Annotated in this window: 18 protein-coding genes and 1 pseudogene; 14 read left to right on the top strand and 5 right to left on the bottom strand. The window is 29.6% G+C overall.

Going from position 1 to position 18030, the window contains the following annotated elements:
- Nucleotides 1-393: 393 nt before the first annotated feature.
- Complete coding sequence (locus ABF633_RS15155; RefSeq protein ID WP_415524729.1) at nt 394-531, top strand: hypothetical protein; 138 nt, start codon at nt 394-396, stop codon at nt 529-531.
- A 208-nt stretch (nt 532-739) separates the two neighbouring features.
- Here the strand turns inward: ABF633_RS15155 and ABF633_RS15150 are convergent, their stop codons facing one another.
- The 3 genes from ABF633_RS15150 to ABF633_RS15140 form a co-directional block, all read right to left on the bottom strand.
- Entirely contained in the window at nt 740-1093 is a 354-nt protein-coding gene (locus tag ABF633_RS15150) for a phage holin family protein (RefSeq protein WP_415524728.1), read from the bottom strand.
- 327 nt (nt 1094-1420) lie between these two features.
- Entirely contained in the window at nt 1421-1864 is a 444-nt protein-coding gene (locus tag ABF633_RS15145) for an SHOCT-like domain-containing protein (RefSeq protein ID WP_415524727.1), read from the bottom strand.
- A gap of 22 nt (nt 1865-1886) precedes the next feature.
- Entirely contained in the window at nt 1887-2276 is a 390-nt protein-coding gene (locus ABF633_RS15140; protein ID WP_415524726.1) for a DUF2089 domain-containing protein, read from the bottom strand.
- 416 nt (nt 2277-2692) lie between these two features.
- Between ABF633_RS15140 and ABF633_RS15135 the strand changes: the two genes are divergently transcribed.
- The 11 genes from ABF633_RS15135 (at nt 2693) to ABF633_RS15085 (ending at nt 14576) form a co-directional block, all read left to right on the top strand.
- Entirely contained in the window at nt 2693-2869 is a 177-nt protein-coding gene (locus ABF633_RS15135) for a hypothetical protein (protein ID WP_415524725.1), read from the top strand.
- Between the two features lie 84 nt (nt 2870-2953).
- Nucleotides 2954-3133, top strand: coding sequence for a hypothetical protein (locus ABF633_RS15130; protein WP_415524724.1), 180 nt, complete (start codon nt 2954-2956; stop codon nt 3131-3133).
- Entirely contained in the window at nt 3127-3513 is a 387-nt protein-coding gene (locus ABF633_RS15125) for a (deoxy)nucleoside triphosphate pyrophosphohydrolase (protein ID WP_415524723.1), read from the top strand. The genes ABF633_RS15130 and ABF633_RS15125 overlap by 7 nt, the downstream gene beginning before the upstream one ends.
- 389 nt (nt 3514-3902) lie before the next feature.
- The gene (sigI, locus tag ABF633_RS15120; protein WP_415524722.1) at nt 3903-4604 is read left to right on the top strand and encodes an RNA polymerase sigma-I factor; all 702 of its coding nucleotides are present in this window, start codon (nt 3903-3905) and stop codon (nt 4602-4604) included.
- 10 nt (nt 4605-4614) lie between these two features.
- Complete coding sequence (locus ABF633_RS15115) at nt 4615-5364, top strand: anti-sigma factor domain-containing protein (RefSeq protein ID WP_415524721.1); 750 nt, start codon at nt 4615-4617, stop codon at nt 5362-5364.
- A gap of 243 nt (nt 5365-5607) precedes the next feature.
- The gene (locus ABF633_RS15110) at nt 5608-6924 is read left to right on the top strand and encodes a glycoside hydrolase family 68 protein (RefSeq protein ID WP_415524720.1); all 1317 of its coding nucleotides are present in this window, start codon (nt 5608-5610) and stop codon (nt 6922-6924) included.
- 454 nt (nt 6925-7378) lie between these two features.
- A complete protein-coding gene (locus tag ABF633_RS15105) occupies nt 7379-9556 on the top strand; it encodes an extracellular solute-binding protein (RefSeq protein ID WP_415524719.1) in 2178 nt (725 codons plus the stop codon).
- A gap of 248 nt (nt 9557-9804) precedes the next feature.
- A complete protein-coding gene (locus ABF633_RS15100; protein ID WP_415524718.1) occupies nt 9805-10653 on the top strand; it encodes a glycerophosphodiester phosphodiesterase family protein in 849 nt (282 codons plus the stop codon).
- Between the two features lie 16 nt (nt 10654-10669).
- Nucleotides 10670-11761 (top strand): extracellular solute-binding protein, encoded by a 1092-nt coding sequence (locus ABF633_RS15095; RefSeq protein ID WP_415524717.1) that lies wholly within the window; start codon nt 10670-10672, stop codon nt 11759-11761.
- 65 nt (nt 11762-11826) lie between these two features.
- The gene (locus ABF633_RS15090; RefSeq protein ID WP_415524716.1) at nt 11827-12831 is read left to right on the top strand and encodes an ABC transporter ATP-binding protein; all 1005 of its coding nucleotides are present in this window, start codon (nt 11827-11829) and stop codon (nt 12829-12831) included.
- Nucleotides 12832-12860: 29 nt separating this feature from the next.
- Nucleotides 12861-14576 (top strand): ABC transporter permease, encoded by a 1716-nt coding sequence (locus tag ABF633_RS15085; protein WP_415524715.1) that lies wholly within the window; start codon nt 12861-12863, stop codon nt 14574-14576.
- A gap of 322 nt (nt 14577-14898) precedes the next feature.
- Here ABF633_RS15085 and ABF633_RS15080 read toward each other — a convergent pair whose 3' ends face one another.
- Entirely contained in the window at nt 14899-15066 is a 168-nt protein-coding gene (locus tag ABF633_RS15080; protein ID WP_415524714.1) for a hypothetical protein, read from the bottom strand.
- Nucleotides 15067-15358: 292 nt separating this feature from the next.
- Nucleotides 15359-16295 (bottom strand): annotated as a pseudogene (locus ABF633_RS15075) (tetratricopeptide repeat protein).
- 268 nt (nt 16296-16563) lie between these two features.
- Here ABF633_RS15075 and ABF633_RS15070 point away from each other — a divergent pair.
- Entirely contained in the window at nt 16564-16785 is a 222-nt protein-coding gene (locus tag ABF633_RS15070; protein WP_415524713.1) for a YdbC family protein, read from the top strand.
- A 275-nt stretch (nt 16786-17060) separates the two neighbouring features.
- A complete protein-coding gene (locus tag ABF633_RS15065; protein ID WP_015616869.1) occupies nt 17061-17837 on the top strand; it encodes a class I SAM-dependent methyltransferase in 777 nt (258 codons plus the stop codon).
- Nucleotides 17838-18030 lie beyond the last annotated feature (193 nt).

The following is an 18030-nucleotide window of genomic DNA, read 5'->3' as shown; positions in this document are numbered from 1 at the left end:
ACACTATTATTATACAATAAGACACAACCCCATATTTCCACTATTGCTAAGATGAGTAGTTTGTTTGGAACTAATATAAATGTCCGCCAGTTCTCTTGGACTAATAAAGAAGTGATAGCTGAATAATTGGTGTTTCAATTATAGAAGATAGGAAAAGGTATGTTTTGCATACCTTTTTGTTTATTTTAAAGAACTTTATAGAGTAATGTCTGATATAAAAGGGGACACTAATCTTGTAAGATATCAATGAATCTTACTTAGTGGGAGTTTGTATTCTCACTAAGTTTAGATGAATTATCCAGGAACGTGTGGCTGTTATCTCCACATTTAGAAGGTAGAGTATTACAGCTACTAGTTATCGGATAAAAAAATTAGAATAAAGAGGTGTTAAAAATGGCAGGAAAACAACAACTTACAAATCAGCAAATGTCTTCAGTAGGAATGAAAAGAAAAGATAATGGTGAGGTAGAGCATAATTCAGAGAAGACAGCAAAAAGTAAGAAAAATGATAATGTAAGGCCAAGATCTTAACCTGAAAAAATTATATAGTGGCAAGTATTTTGAGAGCTTGTCACTAGTTATTTTTGTTATAAAACCAGTTAAACACAAAAACCTTTGCTATTAGTTAAGGGTGAGTGGATTACATATCTGATGGATAAATATCTATCTGAAACGTAAGAACAGCGAGCGCTTTTGGCTCGCTGCTTACATTTAGCAGTTTTTATAATTAAAGATTTTTCTAGTAGTGCTTTGATGATTTATTCATATTCCGCAGCAGATGATGTAAGATAACAATAATGAATGAAACAAGCAGGGAATTGAGAAATCCACCCATATTCACTCCGGATACAAAGTGATCCGCAATCAATATGGTCCAGGCATTTACAATAAAGGTGAATAAACCTAAGGTGAGGATGCTTAATGGCAATGTAATCAACAGCAAAAATGGTTTCAACAATAGATTGATTATTAATAAAACCAATCCCATAATCAGCGGTGAGAGTGTATCGCCAATATAAATTGTATGAATTAACATTGATAATAAATAAATGGTCAATATAATTGATAAATATTTTAAGATGACTTTTGTCATGTTTACCTCCATAGGGATAAGATTTACCTGATTTTTATTGATATCCTGACTTTATCAGTGGTTACGTCAACAAAGTCATAGGGTTCAAACTCTGATGATGAATTACACAGATCAATTATCATTTGCACAAGTTTTTTGGCAGTATATACAGTAAAGGATGAGTATGAATCCGAATTAGGCTTGTTTGATACAAATAAGCATGCAAATTTCAATAAATCCAGGGTACTGTCCAACAATTCCTGAAAGATATACAAGGGAATAGGAAAGGAAAAATAAAAATGCTTATTTTTCCCTATCTGCAATTTCAGCCATATTATACGAAAGCTTTTATTCCACATATATTTTTACCTTTACCATGGCTTTGTGTTCTTCATCCCATGCTTCAACATCTACGATATTCGGATCATCCAATGTGCCGTTTAATATTTCTTCAATAATTTTAGCGAAATCGATGCTTGTGATGTCAATACCTTTGCTCTCCATTTCTTTTCGGGCATCCGCTGGTACCATAGTAGTCATTTTGCTTGCTATTTCACCGATGGTGGTTAACAGGCGTATAGGAATATTAACTTTAACATTCACTGTATTATTGTCAGAGGTAACCTTTACCTTAAAGAATTTATAATTGAATTTGGTTCCAGTCAGAGCTTTAGAGGTTTCAATTGGTTCAGGTTCCTTAGTGGTATTGAGGGCTTCCAGAAGTTCCATACCTTCAGCAGCTGTAATTTGACCTTTTTCAATCATTTCCAATATTTTTTGTTGTTCACTCATTTTCAACACTCCCATAAATTAATTATAGATTTTTAATTTTTTCAGTTGCCTCTTTGGCAGTGATTTCACCCTTTGATAATTGCTCTAGAATTTCCATTTTAGCTGCTTCCTTTAAATCTTTATCCTTTACAGTATCTTTAGCAGGAATTTCTAGGCCTAGAGCTTTTATAACTGCATCTAACTTGCCACGGACAGTGGGATAAGAGATGCCAAGTTCTTTTTCCACATCTTTAATGTTGCCCCGGCATTTAATGAATACCTTGACAAAATCAAGATCTTCTTCAGGAAGACGACAAAATTCACAGGGCTGGAAGTCACCTTCAATGGATGTAGAGCACTTGGGACAGCTGAGTTTGGTAATGGAAAGTTTTTCACCACATACGGGACATTTGCCCGGGGCTTTGTATTTCATTATTTTCACCTTCCTAATGTACTATTATAGTTTTAATATACACCTGTCAATTCATAAAGTCAATATTAATATTAATTATATTAATAAGAATATTAATTATATTAATAACGATATTAATTATATTAATTATAAAAATTAAATAATTATAATCTTATAGCCGGGGACGACTTTCAGTCATCTCCTAGCAAGTGGGTCCTTAATTGCTCCACTAAATAATCTCTATAGCACTTGATATATAGTTTGAACTAAATTATTATAGTTGGGTAATGTCTGTTTTGTTTTGGATATAGTTTAGTGGGATTAACTTATCAGATATCCATAGGATGAATTTTTATTCTAAATCTATATATGCTAATTACCAAATGATTACATAAATCCAATAAAAAATTTTAACAAAACTAAGGAGGTAATTTTAAATGGGAATTCTAAGTGGACTTATGGGCAATGCATCAGAAATTGATATTAAACACGTGGAGAGAGAATTTGAAAAGATATTAGTAGGGGGAACTCAAATGCCCATAGAAAAACAATTTAAAAATGATAAAAATATATATGACATACAAAAATCATTAGCTAGCTATGTGCTTAGATAGTCTGAAATTTATATTGTATTAAATGATGTGGAATTTGTGCAATAAGTACTTGCACAAACTCCATGGTATCATAATTTAACGTTAATGGAGAAAATAAAAGATAAAGAAGAAAGGTTATGGGATATAAATAAAATAGTTGAGAATGGTTGGAGGAAGAATTGGAAGAGTAAAAATTTATTATTTTATTTGTTTACGGGGCAAGATGTTTCTAAAAAGGGTGAGTCAGACTTTAATATAATCCAAAGAAGGTGCAAAAAATGCTAAACGTAGTAGCAGCCATACTAAAAAACAATGATAACAACATCTTAATAGCAAAAAGACAACAGGGAAAAAGCATGGCCGGTTTCTGGGAATTCCCTGGTGGCAAGATAGAACAAGGAGAAACTCTAGAAGAAGCTCTAATTAGAGAACTAAAAGAAGAGATGGATATAGATATAGCAATTAATAATTATTTTGGCGAAAATATTCATAGCTACGATACAATTAATATAAAACTAATTGCTTTTCAGGGAAGTATAGTTAAAGGAGATATAAAGCTTTCAGTACATGATGATTGCAGGTGGGTGAGTATAGAGGAATTAAAGAATTTTAATTTTGCACCAGCTGATATATATTTTGTTGAGAAGTTGATGGAGATTAAATAGCTTGTACAAGAATATAGTAATATACTTTTACTAAATACAATAAAAACATATTTTAAGTTTTCATAATATACATATTGAGTAAATATAAAAGGATGATACATATGAAGAATAAGCAAAGACTATTCTTTCAAATTACATATCTTTAGTTATAAAAAAATCACTCCGTTTTATAAGGGAAAATTACAAATCTGATGATAAGGAAGAAGCACTACTTGCACAGATAAAAGCTTGTAACGAACTTATTGAAAGTCTTAGTGAACTTACAAAGGATAATTAGCACAAATTTGTGTGCTTTTTCTTTTATTAAAATATATTTAAGTACATGTAACCTTAGTTTTTATAAGTTTCATATCGAATATATACAAAAGGTTTTAATGCGAGGTGAAAAGATGTTTTTTAAGAAATCTCTTGAGGAACGAGTAGAAAAAGCAAAAAAAAGTCAAGAAGAATTAAACACGTTAATCGAGGAATATAAGCCTTTTATAGCAAGTACTTTGCAGAAAAAGACAGGAAAATATTTAAAGTATGAATATGATGACGAGCTTACAATTGGTATGATGGCTTTTAAGGAAGCCATAGATTCATACGATAAAAGCAAAGGGAAATTTTTAAACTTTGCTAAACAGGTTATTATTCTTAGAGGTATAGATTATTACAGAAAGAATCAAAAATTAAAAAATACAGTTTATTTGCAAGGAACTTATGATATAGAAAATGAAGATATAAGCATTGGAATACTGAGTAGAGCGATGGAAGAATATGAACATAAAAATGTAAATGAAATGAGAAAATTGGAAATTTTAGAATACAAAAAGGAGTTAAAAGAATGGGGAATTGAATTTTTAGAACTAGTGCAAGCTTCTCCAAAACAACAAAAGCTTAAAAAAACCTATAAGGATATTGCACAATTTATTGTACAGGATAAAGATATGCTTAACAAGTTAATAAGTATAAAAAGATTGCCTTTAAAAGAAATAGAAAACAGTATGCTTATCCAGCGTAAAAAACTTGAAAGAGGAAGAATATATATTATTGCATTAGTGATTGTGGCAATAGGTGACTATGAACTGATACGAGAATACATCGAATGAGGGTGAAAGTATGAAAGGAATTGTATTTGAAGAATTAAAGGATAAACTTATTGTGTTAACAGAAGAAGGAGATTTTATAGAAATAGGTAGGTTAATTGACAATGTAGAAATCGGGGAAGAAATTGTTATTAAAGGAGAAAAAAGAAATACAAAACAAACTTTAAAACGTTTTACTTTCGCTGCAGCTATATTTGCTATGATTATATTGGGAAGTTATGGAGTTTATGGTTGTTTTATTACACAAGGATATGTAAGTATTGGTATAAATCCAGGTGTTAATAAAAATGCAAGCATGGAAATGGCCTACAATTTGTTTGGAAAAACTATAAAATTACAAGCATTAAATAAAGATGGAAATACTCTTATTGAAAAAATAGGTGGATTTCAATTTAAACCTACAAATATAGTGATTAATGAATTTATTAAAGCAGCAGAAAAAGAAAAAGTTATTTTACAAGAAAAGGAAAATACAATTGTAATAACAATAACCACCTCTAATAAGAAAATTGATGATGAAAGCATGGATAGTTCAGTAGAACATTATATTAAAGACAATAATATAAAGGCAAAAGTTATGATTGTATTGGGAAATAAAACTGATTATGAAAGAGCTAAACAATCCGGTGTTCCAACTGGTAAGTTTATTTTGATAAATAAAGCATTGAAAAAGAATTCTGCTTATAAATTTGGTGATTTAAATAAAAAGTCCATAGAGGAAATTATTCATATAATTAATGAAGAAGAAAAAAACTATAAATAGGATAATCAGCAAAAGGAAAGATATGAAGATATCAACAATTAGAGGAGTAAACAAAATTGTTATTTAGTTGCATTAAATATGAATATAAATTAAATTTATATTTAATAATAATGTTATTATAAGAAAAAGGTCAAATTAATTAGATTATGTACAAAGCAAAGGGGTTAATCCTATTGGGTATATTTGAAGAGAATTCATTATATATGGTAATTTTGTGTAAACGAATAAAGTGGAGGGGTTTATTTGCAAAAAAGAGAAATTTATGAGAAAGCATATAAACGATTAGTTGCTTTAGTGATTTGTTTGGGGGTATTATTAATTATCTTCTTATTTTCCTATCAGCTAAATAAGAAAATAATTAATATAGTTCACCCAAGTATTTGGTCACGTCAGCAAGCACAGAATTTCGTACTTACAAAGGAAAATACAGCACCTAATATTGATCCAAATTTCAAACTTGCGGCTCCTGATCTCTGGATTTGGGATACTTGGCCACTTACTAAAAGAGACGGTTCTGTAGCAACAGTTAATGGATATAAGGTTATTTTTGCGCTAACTGCACCTAGAAGTTTGGATTGGGACAAACGTCATGATGTTGCAAGAATAAGTTGTTTTTACTCGGAAGATGGTAAACATTGGACATACAAAGGACCTGCTTATAATCCAGAAGATGCTCTTGGTTCTAGACAATGGGCTGGTTCAGCAATGCTTGATGACAATGGAAAGGTTCAGCTTTTCTATACTGCTACTGGTAGAAAAGGGGAGGCAGTTAAAACTTTTGAACAACGTTTAGCTAAGACTACCTTTGATATAAGTGCAGATAAGAATGGAGTTTATCTTTCAAATTGGAGTAAGCACCAAGTTATCCTTGAGCCAGATGGGGTATACTATCAAACTATGCAGCAGGCAAAAGGACCTATACTATATTCTTTCCGTGATCCGTGTTTCTTTGAAGATCCTAAAACTGGAAAAGAGTATTTATTGTTCGAAGGAAATAAAGGTGGAGATGATCAAAGATTAAAACCTGAAAATATTGGTGATGAATTATTTCGTAAAACACATATAATACCACCAGAAGCGGAAAATTTCAACGGAAATATCGGTATTGCCGCTGCAGAAGATAAAGATTTAACAAAATTTAAATTATTGACTCCATTACTTGAAGCACCTGGTGTTAACCAACAGCTTGAACGCCCACATGTTGTAATTAAAGGAAATCAATATTACTTGTTTACTATTAGCCACAGATTTACTTATGCTCCAGGATTGAATGGTCCAGATGGATTATATGGTTTTGTTGGTGATTCTCTACGTAGTAATTATAAGCCTTTAAACGGAAATGGGCTTGTAATAACTAATCCTGCTAATGATCCATATCAAACATATTCATGGTATGTAATGCCTGGTGGAAGTGTTTTAAGTTTTATAAATGAATATCATGTTAATGGACAACTTAGATATGGGGGTACTTTTGCACCAACATTGCAAATTAGTTTAACAGGAGATAAATCAAAAATTACAGAAGAACTTGCAGAAGGAGTAGTTACTTCTTCACATTAGTTGAAAACTTACTAATTTTATATGAATTCAAATCTATCCCTTTAATAAAGACAAGACTTCATAATCTTTATAAATAAAAACTATAAAGCCTTGTCTTTGTTCATTATTTTGTTATCCATATTTATTATTCTCCAAGTAGTATTATTGTGATGTAAATAAGAGCTATGCAATCTTTTGTATTTTTTTACTATCTTTTTTTTCATCTTAAGAAAACGTGTATAATTACCTTTAAAATTTTTGGATAATCACTTTTAAACATATGTTTTCTAAAAAGTAAATGATGAAATGACATCTGCAATGGAAAATATAAATTCTTATTTTTTAAGCATATACTAACCTATTGTGCTAGTTAAATCACTAGTACAATGGGTTAATTAATATTCTTATATTGACACAATCCTTATATACTGTGATATAATATCAGCAAATAACAATTAGATAAAGGTGGATATTTATGCCGAATATCAAAGATATTGCAAAGCTAGCTGGTGTATCGCATGGAACAGTATCAAATGTTCTGAACAAAAAAGGAAATGTGAGTGTTGAGAAAATCAGGTTGGTTGAAAATGCAGCTAAAGCACTTGGCTATAAAATCAATGCTCAGGCAAGAGAATTAAGACAGAGATACAGTAAGCGTATAAGTATAATAATCCCTGAACTTAATATGAAGGTATACACTGATTTGGTTATAAGTATTGATAATCAGTTGAAAGAATATGGGTATGAAGTAAATGTTTTTGCCACTAATAGTATATCCTATTCAGAACAAAAGATTCTAGAACGGGTTTTATCATTAAATCCTGATTATGTAATTGTCGTAAGCTCTTTCGTGAAAAACAATGAAATTTATAATGATAATACAAAATTTATTTTTGTAGATAGATTTGTGGAAAATATGCCTGAAAATTCTACCTTTGTTTCTTTTGACTTTAAAAAAGCAGGAATAGATATTGCAAAGAGACTAATAAAAGACGGGTATAAAAATATTGCATTGTTTTCAGGAGAAAGTAAATTTTCCAATATAAAACAGTTTGTAAAAAGCTTATCCGAAACTTTGGAAGATAATTATTGTAATCTTAAAATTTTTAGCAGTGATTATTCTCTAAGATTTATCACTGCGTTTGACGTGATTTCATCTAGTAATTGTTTTGATGCTATTGTAACTACAAGTATAGAAAGAGCTTCTTGTTTAAAGGATATCCAAATCTATAATCCTCAGAAGAAATTACCATCTATATATTCTATTTCAAGTACAGAAACCATGCCTAGCAGTGATATTATAAAGTATGAGCTGAATTATAGACTCTTAGGGAAAAAAATAGGTCAATACATTCTAAAATTAGTTAAAAATGAGAATACAAATAAAAATTACCTCTATACACCAAATGATGGATTTCGCTTTTGCTTTTCTGATATTTCTGTACGTAATCAAAAACGTGAATTGAATTTTTTAACACTTGCAAGTCCTACTACAGAGGCTTTGAAAAAACTTTTACCAAGCTGTAAGCTGGAGACAGGTATCGATGTTAGAATTACTGATTTGACTTATGATGAACTATACAAAACAGCTACAACCATAAATTCATGCTATGATTTGATAAGACTTGATATGGCTTGGCTTTCTGAACTGGGAGAAAAGCTATATATGCCTTTAGATATTAATTCATCACAGATTCAATCATTGCTAAAGAAATTTTCTGATAGTATTTCTGCTGATTATTATAAAATAAATGATAAATTATATTCTATGCCATTAGATCCAAGTGTACAGATTTTATATTACAGAAAAGATTTATTTGAAGATGCAAAAATTCAAAGAGAATTTTATGAAAGATATAGACGTCATTTAAGATTGCCACAAAGTTTTAAAGAATATAATGAAATAGCAAGATTTTTTACAAGAAAATATAATCCAGACTCTCCGATAGATTATGGTACAAGTCTTGTATTTGGTTCTGCAGCTGTGGCGGCCTGTGATTTTTTACCAAGATTTAAAGATTTCGGAGGAGAAATATTTGATGAAAATGGGAATGTTGTTATAAATACAGAAATAGCAAAGAAATCACTGGTAAGTTATATAGAGACTTATGATTATACAGATGGGGCTACAAATATTTGGTGGCAAAAATCTTTAGAAAACTTTGCGGAAGGCAATACAGCTATGGTTATTGTATTTTCTAATCATTCATCACACATGCTTCATAGTAAGAATTCTAAAGTTGTTGGAAAAATCGGTTTTGCAAAAGTTCCAGGGGGCTATCCTCTTCTGGGTGGTGGTATTGTAGGTATAAGTAAAGAAAGTAAAAAATATCAGGAAAGCATTGATTTTCTAAATTGGATTTATAGTGACAATATTTCTTCTACTATTACTTATTTGGGAGGTTTTTCACCTTGTAAAAGTATTCATAATAATGAAGATGTGATGACTCTATATCCATGGATTAAAGGGATGGATAAAAGTTTTAGACATGGATATAGAAGAAATAAAAATCCAAAGCATTCCCAATTTGACGATAGAAAATTTGAAACAATACTGGGTATGGCTATACGCAGTTCTGTAACAGGAATTGTTAATATTGATACAGCATTAAGTAATGCACAGCATTATTTTGATAAAGAGTTTAACAGGTAGACACATAAAAAAACGGTATGCACATTTTAGTGCCTACTGTTTTTTTTATGCAATATTTTACAATTTACAAATTCTAAATTGCAAAATATTAGAACGTTCCAATTAATATAATCGTTATATATTGTAAATGCTAAGTAAAATGTATGTAAAAGCTAGGTAAAATCGTTTGTTTACTAAGGAAATATAATTGACACGTTCAAAAATAATTTGTTATAGTATAGCTGTGGAAAGAAGGGAGTAGAATTAAATTGAACTTTGAATTAATAAGAGAAAATATTTGGAAAAAGAAAGAAGAAAGAAAAATACTGATTGCTGCACATAGGGGGACTTGTGGTGGAAATATTGTGCAAAATACTATAAAAGCATATGAAAATGCTTTAAAACATGGGGCAGATATTATTGAAGTTGATGTAATTATGAGTACTGATGGTGATTTTTATGCATTCCACAATGGAATGGAAAGAGTAGTTATTGGTGCAAACAAAGACATCAGAACTATGAGTACAAAAGAAATTGAAAGTTATTCCTGCCTTAATGTAGATGGAGTTAAAATTAATCAGAAGATTGAAAAACTGGATAATGTCCTTGAACATCTTAAAGGAAGATGTTTGATTAATATCGATAGATCTTGGTTTTATTGGAACGAAACAATAAAAGCTTTAGAAAAGCATAATATGGCAGACCAGATTATTTTGAAATCTCATGAAGATAAAAAACTTTTAAAGTCTCTTGAAGACAGTGAAAGTAATTTAATGTATATGCCTATTGTATATACTAAAGAAAATATTACTTCAGTAATGAAATGTAAGCTTAATTTAATAGGAGTGGAATTGATATTTAAAGATTTACATAGCGAATTAATAGATACAGAATATATTGAAAGGCTTAAGTCAAATGGAATTTTAACCTGGGTAAATGCGATAACTCTCGATGATAACACTATACTCTCTGCAGGACTTGATGATAACAGAGCAATCATGGAAAACGAAGATGAAAGCTGGGGTAAATTGATAGATATTGGCTTTGATATTTTGCAAACAGATTGGCCGTTGCTTTTAAAACAGTATATAGATAGCAGAAATGCTAAATTTATATAAAATATAGGAGGTAACTATGAAAAAAGTAAAAGTTAAATTTTTGCTACTGACATTAGTTTCAATCATCTTAATGACATTTGCAGCGGGCTGCAGCACAACGACTGGAAATCAAGGGGAAAATAAAAACAAACAAGCACAGGGGACAGAAGAAAATAAAGACAAATCATTAGTAATTTACACAAACTCAGGCTCTGATGGGAGAGCAGAATGGCTTACACAAAAAGCTGCAGAGAAAGGGTTTAAGCTAAATGTCGTAACATTAGGAGCCGGAGATCTAACAAACAGATTAGTTGCGGAAAAGAATAATCAGATTGATGACGTTGTTATTGGATTAAATGCAGTGGAATATGAAAAATTGAAAAAACAAGATATGCTTATGAAGTTTAAACCTTCTTGGGCTAAAGATGTTGATATGACTCTTGGAGATAAAGATGGTTATTATTATCCAACAGTGACTCAACCACTAATTTTGGCTTATAATAAAAAATATTATAATGATCAGACAGTTTCAACGGATTGGACAGACTTAATAAAACCTGAATATAAAAATAAATATACTATACTAGATTTAGGTGGAGGTACTTCAAAAACTATTTTAGCAAGTATTCTTGTAAGATATAAGGATCCTAATGGACAATATGGTATTTCACAGGAAGGCTGGGATGTTGCAAAGAAATATCTTCAAAATGGGCATATAGAAAAAACTGGTGAAGATAGCTATGCTGCAGTAATGAATGGTCAACGTCCTTTGATAATGGCCTTTGGTAGTGGATTGTTACAACATGAAAAACAGCTAGGGACAAACTTAGGGATTATGGCACCTAAGATAGGTGTTCCATTTGTAGTAGAACAAGTAGCTATTTTTAACAAAAGTAAAAAGACTGATGTAGCAAAAGAATTTGTAGACTGGTTTGGTTCTGCTGAAGTGCAGGCAGAATGGTCTCAAAAGTTTGGTACAGTGCCTGTTCAGCCTGATGCTCTTGCAAAAGCAGCACCAGAAGTAAAAGAATTAATGGCTAATGTAAAACCTCAACAAATTGACTGGAAGTTTGTTGCAGACAATATGGACAAATGGATGGAAAAGGTACAACTTGAATTTCTGAAATAAATTCATTTATGGCGGTGTATAGGTTGTTATATACACCGCATTTATATATAGGAAGGTGTATATATATGATAGAATTTAAAAACGTACAAATAAAATATGGAGATTTTCTTGCCATACAAAATTTAAATTTATCTATCAATGCTGGAGAATTTTTTACGTTGTTAGGACCTTCAGGATGTGGAAAAACTACAACTTTAAGAAGTCTTGTAGGTTTTATTACTCCAAGCAGTGGAAGTATATTTATTGATAATAAAGATGTTACTAATGTATCTGTAGAAAAAAGAAATATAGGAATGGTGTTTCAAAGTTATGCACTTTTCCCATCTATGAATGTATATGAAAATATTGCTTTTGGATTAAAGGTAAAAAAAGCTTCAAAAGAAGAAATACATAAAAACGTAATGGAAGTTGTTAAAAAAATAGAATTAAATGAAACGCAGTTATACAGAGATGTATCTGAGCTTTCAGGAGGTCAGCAGCAGCGTGTTGCATTGGCTCGTGCTATTGTGCTAAAGCCAAAAATACTATGCCTTGATGAACCTCTTTCAAACCTTGATGCCAAATTAAGAGTCGGTCTTAGATATGAACTGAAAAGACTTCAAGAAGAACTTGGTATTACAACATTATATGTAACACATGATCAAGAGGAGGCACTTACTCTTTCTAATAGAATTGCTGTTTTTAACAAGGGCAAGATAGAGCAGGTGGGTACACCTTATGAAATTTATAATAAATCTGCTTCTGAATTTGTTTGTGATTTTATAGGTGATGTTAACAGACTTGACAACGAAATAATAAAAGAAATCAATAAGCAGAGTGTAAATAAATTAAATGAAAGCAAAGAAGCTTTTGTTAGAATAGAAAGAATTTACACACAAAAAAGAGAGGGCTTTGTAAAACTTAAAGCTATTGTCAAAGATTCAGAATATAATGGTATTTACACAAAATATAATTATTCAGTTTTAGGACGAAACATAAAAAATATTGAGAAAAATGATGATGTTATATACCATAAAATAGGAAGTGAAGTTGATCTATATATAAATACTAAAGATATTATGCAATTTTAAGTGCATAATATATAAGGTAGGGTAAAAATATGAAAAAATTAAATTTAAAAGAAAAATTTAAAGGTATAGGAATTATAGGGATTGTTATTAGAGCGTTCCTTATATGGTTTGTTATTGCTTTTTTAATTTATCCTAATGCTAATCTTTTAATCAACGTATTCTTTAAAAATGGTGAGTTTTCTACAGCAGTATTTAGTAAGCTCTTATCTTCCGAAAGAGCTATGAGAAGTTTATTAAACAGCTTTATTTTGGCGGTTTCACTTATTATAACTGTAAATATTGTGGGTACATTATTAGTTGTTTTTACTGAATATTTTGACATTAAGGGTGCTAAAATATTAAAAATAGGTTATATGAGTACGCTGGTATATGGAGGGATTGTGCTGTGTACCGGATATAAATTTATATATGGTACAAACGGTGTATTTACGAAGCTTTTACTTCATATAAATCCAAACATCAATCCAAATTGGTTTACAGGCTATTTCGCAGTTATATTTATTATGACTTTTGCCTGTACATCAAATCATATCATTTTTCTTACTAATGCTATTCGTGGGATAGACTATCAAATCATAGAAGCAGCGAGAAATATGGGGTCATCTTTTAGAACTGTATTTTTTCAAATCGTGATGCCTGCTTTGAAACCTACTTTCTTTGCTGTTACTATTTTAACATTTCTCACAGGGCTTGGAGCCATGGCTGCACCAATTATTGTAGGAGGAGATTCTTTTCAGACTATAAATCCTATGATTATTATCTTTGCAAAAAGCTCATACTCTAAAGAAATCGCATCTCTTCTTTCTATTATTTTAGGAGTGGTAACTATAATCCTATTACTCATAATGAATAAATTTGAAAAAGGTGGCAACTATATTTCTATATCAAAAACAAAATCGAAAATGGTAAAGCAAAAAATTATAAATCCGGTAGGTAATTTCATAGCACATTTTTTCGCATATATTTTATTTATAATTTATACTGTACCAATTTTACTAGTAATTGTTTATTCTTTGTCGAATTCTAGCAGTATTAAAAGTGCTACCTTATCTTTTAAGAGTTTGACTCTAGAAAATTATAAAGCATTGTTTATTGATGTGAATGCATTTAAACCTTATTTAATAAGTATTGTTTATTCTTTACTTGCAGCTATTATTGTAGCAATAATTTCTATATTAGTATCAAGAATCATACACAAATCAAAAGGAAAATTTGCTGCTATGCTAGAATATAGTATGCTTATTCCATGGCTGCTTCCAGGTACATTAATAGCGCTTGGTCTTATGACTACTTATGACACACCAAGAATTTTAGTGGGTAATAAGGTGTTAATAGGTACTGCGGGTATACTTTTGTTAGCATATGTTATTGTAAAAATACCTTTCTCATTAAGAATGATTAAGGCTGCATTTTTTAGTGTGGATGAAAGTTTGGAAGAGTCTGCAAGATGTATGGGAGCAAGTGCATTTTATATAATGCGTCGTGTAATTTTGCCAATTATTTTACCTTCAATTTTATCAGTAATAGTTTTAAACTTTAATAGTATGCTCACAGATTATGATGTGACAGTATTCTTATACCATCCACTTCTTCAACCACTGGGTATAGTAATTAAAAATGCCAGTGATGAAGATGCAAATATAAATGCCCAAGTAATGTCTTTTGTTTATACAGTAGTTATCATGATAATTTCTACAGCAGCACTTTATTTTACAAGTAGTATGAAGATAAGAAAAAATAAATAGGATAATATCAAAGACTTGGGGCATTTTGCTATTTTTGGTGTGTGTTTTATATTATATATTTCCTTAAACTACAGTTTGAGGAAATTTTTATTGTTTTAGAATGCCACTGGTTTTACCAGTGGTTCCAAAAAGCTTATAGCTATGAGTAGAAAAAACAAAACCTCCAATATAAAATAGAAGTATGATATGAATGATGTACAAATAATAAAGACAAGACTTCAAAATTTTTATAAATAAAAACTATAAAGTCTTGTCTTTGTTCATTATTTTGTTATCCATATTTGTTACTCTCCAAGTAGTATTATTGTGATGTAAATAAGAGCTATGCAACCTTTTGTGCTTTTTTACCATCTTTTTTTGCATCCATATCTCTAACAATACCACTCAAAATTGAATAATAAGATGAAGAGTATGATTCAGTGAATGCACTGTATATCAGAGATCTCTTTAAATTTTCTAAATTAAATATTTCTTTAAATAACTTTTTCATAAATTATTTCCTCCTAATTAATTTTTATATTATTATAATATTCTATTTCCAATAAAAATTCAAAGGAGGAAACCACCGAAATCGTTACAATGTATGAATAAATAGTGAATATATTGTAACTAATTTGTAAATATAATATATAAATGCTTGAAACCGTTTAAGAAAACGTATATAATTCATTCTTAAATTTTTTGACAATAACTTTTAAATATACGTTCTCTAAAAAGTGATAAAAAATAGTGGTGGATAGCATTACATTAGATCCCAGCCATCTCCTGTAGGGAATGGCCCTTTAGTGAAGGGCTTGACCTAAATTGCTTTTATCCACAAAATCCTTAAATAAATTTAGATTCCTTACTTTTACTAATTCTTCATCTTCTAAAACATATTTTAAAAACTTGGGATATAATTTTAAAGCCATAATTATATCTTCGCATGCCTTATTTTCTTCATTGATTACAGCATAAAAACAACTTCTGTTATAATATAAAAAAATATACTTCACTACAATTATCAATTCCCTTGGATAAAATTTCTATACCCTTTTTTGTATCTTTGTATTTATAAATTACTGCTAAATTCAAATAACTATATTCATAGCCTTTATCTTTTTCAATTGACCTTTCATAAAAATTAATGGATTTTTTTATCATATTAAACTTATGACAAATTACTCCCATATTGAATAAAGCTAGATGATTATTTGGGTCTATTTTTAAAGCTTTTGAAAACATTTTATATGCAAGATCATTTTGATTTTGTTCCTCATAAATACATCCTAGATTTAAATTTGCCCAAAAATCCATAGGATTTAAACTTAACAGTTTTTCATAAGTTTCTATTGCTAAATCTTTTTTCCCAGATACATCATAGGCATTTGCTAAGAAAAAATAAGCTTTATGATAATTTGGATTTATATAGATAGCTTTATCGTATAATCTTATAGCTTCTTCATATTTTTCTTCTTCATCATATATTGTAGCTAAACCATAGTAGGCCCTTTCTTCATAGTTATCTATACCTAAAGCTTCTTTATAGTAATCTTTAGCTTTCTCTGATTTTCCCAAAGAGTCATATATTAAGGCTAAATTAATTATTGCATCCAAATTTTTACCACTTGAAAGTTCATAAACTTTATTATATAAATCTAATGATTTAATTAATTTATTCTCTTCAAAAGCTTCTTCTGCCTTTTTTAAATATTTATTAATTTGTATATCATCCTTCATAAATACACTCTTTCTATAAAAATTATTATTTAGTTTTTTAAAATTGTATATAATTATTACTTTAATAATACTGTTTCTTCTCAATTATATTTCATTATATCATAATAAGTTAAGTTAAATTATGCTCATAATTCTAATGAAAATAAATTGTCAAATAGAACACATCTAAATTTTACTTCACAAAATAGCCATGATAATATAGAATTTATATTATCATTTTAGAAAGAATATTGCTTGAAGATAAATAATATAGGAGGAGGCTCTATTTATGGCAGATATTAAATATGAAATTAAAGAAAATATAGGTGTTTTATCTAAGTCACCAAAGTCTTGGAAGAAGGAATTAAATCTAATAAGCTGGAACGGAAAAGGAGCTAAATATGACATTAGAGATTGGTCTCCTGAACATGAAAAGATGGGTAAAGGTATTACTTTAACAGCAGATGAATTAAAAAAGCTTAGAGACATACTTAATGAAATGAATTTATAGTATTTAAGCCATGCTTTTATTAATGAAAGAATAACATTTTAATGAGAATTAACGAACTCCTTAGCAATTCAGGCTTTTGTTCAAGAAAAGCTATGGTATATAAATAAAACAGTTGAGAATGGTTGGTTAAGAAATGTTTTAGTCCATCAGATAGAAACTAAGATTTATAAAAGACAAGAATTAAATGAAAAATTAACAAAGCCTAATAGTGATCTAGCTGTAGAAACTTTAAAAGATCCATATATATTATAATTATAGATGAGGAACATAAAGAGATGACAATTGAATTGGAAAAATACTACAATAAATTTTGTGAGGACAAAAGATTAACGAGAAAATATGGACAAGTTGAATATATCACTTCCATGAAGTATATTCATAAGTATCTAGAAAATAATGAGAACGCAAAAATCTTGGATGTTGGTGCAGGGACAGGGAGATACTCTGTACAATTAGCAAATGAAGGATATGATGTTACTGCAATTGAACTTGTGAAGCACAATCTAGGTATTTTGAAGTCAAAAGGAAGTACAGTAAAAGCAATGCAGGGAACAGCATTGGATTTATCAAGATTTTCAGAAAATACCTTTGACATGACTTTGGTGTTTGGACCAATGTATCATTTATATAAATTTGAGGATAAAGTAAAAGCGCTGCAAGAGGCAAAAAGAGTAACGAAAGTTGGAGGTGTTATCTTAGTAGCATATTGTATGAATGAATATAGTGTAATAACATATGGTTTTAAGGAAAATAATATTCGTGCATGTATTGATAATGGGAAACTTAATGATGATTTTCATATTATATCGGAACCAAAAGATTTATATGATTATGTAAGGATTGAAGATATTAATAAGTTAAATGAGGAAGTAAGACTGCAAAGGATAAAAATAATTGCAGCAGATGGACCAGCTAATTATATGCGACCTGTTTTGAATGCTATGGATGAAAATACATTTCAACTTTTTCTTAATTATCATTTTTCTACGTGTGAAAGACCAGATTTGTTGGGAGCAAGCGCACATACATTAGATATATTGAGAAAGGAATAAGGAAAAGAGAAGAAGGCAATCAAAAGATTCATATATATCTGATTTTATAACTCTTAGAGAAGGCATGAATGAAAGAGACATAATTATGATAAGTAAAATAAAAGAGTACCTTCGTTCTTGAAGGTACTTTGCTATTTCATAATTATAAAAAATTGACAATATAAAATTAAAATAGTATAATACATTATTATAC

Source organism: Clostridium sp., assembly GCF_047718555.1.
Classification (GTDB): Bacteria; Bacillota; Clostridia; order Clostridiales; family Clostridiaceae; genus Clostridium_I.
The sequence above is the reverse complement of the archived record's forward strand: the minus strand, read 5'-3'. Positions and strand labels throughout refer to the sequence as shown.